Below are 2,401 nucleotides of genomic sequence, written 5' to 3' on the forward strand. Positions count from 1 at the left end.
CCGCCTACCACCACGGCGGCTTCTTCGCGGCGCCCCTCGCGCTCGCCCTGGACGGGCTGAACCTGGCCCTCCTGAAGACGGCCCAGCTCTCCACCGCCCGCCTCTCCGCGCTCGGCCACCCCGAACTCACCGGCCTCGCCCCGTTCCTGGCGGACGGGCCGGCGAGCAGCTCGGGGGCGATGATCCTGGAGTACACGGCCAACTCGGCGCTCGCGGAGCTGCGTTCACAGGCGGTCCCGGCCTCCTCGGGGCACGCCGTGGTCTCCCTCGGCCTGGAGGAGGCCGCGAGCTTCGCGGGCCAGTCCGCGCGCCAGTCGCTGCGGGCGGCGGACGCGTACACGACCCTCCTCGCCTGCGAACTGGTCAGCGCCGTCAGGGCACTTCGGCTCCGGCCGACCCAGCCGCCGACCCCGGCCTTCACGACGGCCTCGGCCGCGCTGCCGACCGGCACGGACGACCGGCCGCTCACGGCGGACATCGCGGCGGCGGCCGAACTCCTGCCGACGCTGGCCGAGTTGTGAGCCGAGTTGCGGCGCACCCCTCCGCGTGGGGTAAGGTTCGATCACGAGCTGGCCGCCGAACAAGGCGGAACAGAACGCGCGTTGGTGGTCCAAGGAAAGACGTCCCGCTTCCTGCGGGGAGATGCAAGTGCAAGGCTTGCCCGGCGCTCAAGAAGAGAACCCGTCCCGGTTGGGGCGGGTTTTCTGCTGTCCGGGAGACGGTGGCCGAGAAAATCCGGAAGCGCATCCGGAATCCGCCCCCTAATCTCCCCTCCGATGAACAGAAGACGCCAGAAAAAGCTCACCCGCCGCCTGATGAGCGCGGCACTGCACGAGAACGGCACCGAGGTCGCCGCGCTCCTGAAGGCCGGCGCCGACCCCCGGGCCCGCAACGCCGACGGCACCACCCCCCTCTACGCGGCCAGCGTCCACGGCAACACCGAGGCCGTCCGGCACCTGCTGGCCGCCGGCGCTCCACCGGACGAGGAGAGCGCGGGCCTCGGCGCCGAGGGAACTCCCCTGTGCGCAGCGGCCTGTTGGGGCCACACCGACACGGTCCGCGTCCTGCTCGCGCACGGCGCTGACCCCGCTCTCCGGGAGGACCACGGCACGGGCCTCACCCCGCTGGAGTGGGCGAGGGCCGGCAACCACGCCGAGACGGTCGCCGTCCTGTCGGGGGCGTGAGCTTTCCTCGCCGACGGGCCCTCGTACGGAGGAAATCACCGATTCCCCCGCTCGCGCTGGAGCCCGCGCGGATCTCTCTCCGAACCTGACGCGAGCCGTCGTCCGGCGCGAACCGTCACCTGGCGGAGCCGTCGCCCGACGCGAACCGTCTCCGGGGAGAAACCGTATGAGAACGCTTGCTGCAACACGCCGTCCCGCCCTCGTCGCCCTCCTGATCGCCGAGGCCATGAACCTGCTCGACGCGACCGTCGTCCAGGTCGCCGCCCCCGTCGTCCACACCGACCTCGGCGGCCCGGTGTCGGACGTGCAGTGGTTCACCGCCGCCTACACCCTGCCCTTCGCCGTCCTGCTGGTCCTCGGCGGCAGGCTCGGTGACATCGTGGGCCGGCGCCGGGTCTTCGTGACCGGCGTCGCCGGGTTCGCCGTCGTCTCGGCGGGGTGCGCGCTCGCGCCGTCCGCCGGGGTCCTGATCGCCCTGCGCGCGGTGCAGGGCGCGGCGGCGGCAGCCGTCGTACCGCAGACCGTCGGACTCATCAAGGCGATGTTCAGCGGGCCCGAACTGCCGCGTGCGCTCGGGTGGATCGGGCCGGTGATGGGGCTCGCGGGGGTGTGCGGGCCGCTGCTGGGCGGGGTGCTGACGCATACGGTGTCCTGGCGGGCCGCGTTCCTCGTGAACGTGCCGCTCGCGGTGGCCGTGCTCGTCCTCGCGCGGTCGCTTCCCGAGGACCGCGCTCCGCTCCGGCCCGCTCTCGACCTCACCGGCACGGGACTCGTCGCCCTCGGGACCGGGTTGGTCGTGCACCCGCTGATCGGGGTGTCCGGGGTGTCCGGGGTGTCGCTGGTCGCCGGGGCCGCCGTCCTCGCGGTGTTCGTCCTGCACCAGCGCCGTACGCCCGAACCCCTGCTGGAACGCAGCCTGTTCGCCCAACGGGGTTTCCCCGCCGCCCTGTTCACCTCCATGGCCTTCTTCGCGGCGACCGGCGGGCTGACGACCGTCGTCGTGCTCCACCTCCAACTCGGCCTCGGCGAAGGCGTCCTGGCCTCGTCCCTGGCCCTCGCGCCCTGGTCCCTGGGGCTCGCCGTGGCCTCCTGGGCGGCCGGCGCGCACCTCGTGCGGCGGTACGGGCGGCGGCTGATGCCCGTCGGGCTCGGTGTGCTGGTCGCCGGGATTCTGGGGGCACTTGGGGGGCCGCTGCCGGTCGGGCTCGCGGTGGTCG

At 73.5% G+C, this 2,401-nt stretch carries 3 protein-coding genes; all 3 read left to right on the forward strand.

Annotated elements, in window-relative coordinates; all coding sequences use genetic code 11:
• Positions 1 to 521, forward strand: a 521-nt coding sequence (locus AOK24_RS51835) for an aromatic amino acid lyase (RefSeq protein ID WP_240554364.1), incomplete at its 5' end; no start/stop codon positions are given.
• A 255-nt stretch (positions 522 to 776) separates the two neighbouring features.
• Positions 777 to 1,184: an ankyrin repeat domain-containing protein gene (locus AOK24_RS40760; protein ID WP_055724950.1), complete on the forward strand. Its 408-nt coding sequence runs from the start codon at positions 777 to 779 to the stop codon at positions 1,182 to 1,184.
• 166 nt (positions 1,185 to 1,350) lie between these two features.
• The coding region (locus AOK24_RS40765) for an MFS transporter (RefSeq protein ID WP_055724951.1) at positions 1,351 to 2,401 on the forward strand (1,051 nt) is incomplete at its 3' end.

This window comes from Streptomyces niveiscabiei (assembly GCF_001419795.1).
Lineage (GTDB): Bacteria > Actinomycetota > Actinomycetes > Streptomycetales > Streptomycetaceae > Streptomyces > Streptomyces niveiscabiei.

Bases quoted from the DNA above. Each gene is read 5' to 3' on its own strand.
- AOK24_RS40760 (WP_055724950.1), top strand. From the start codon at position 777: ATGAACAGAAGACGCCAGAAAAAGCTCACCCGCCGCCTGATGAGCGCG.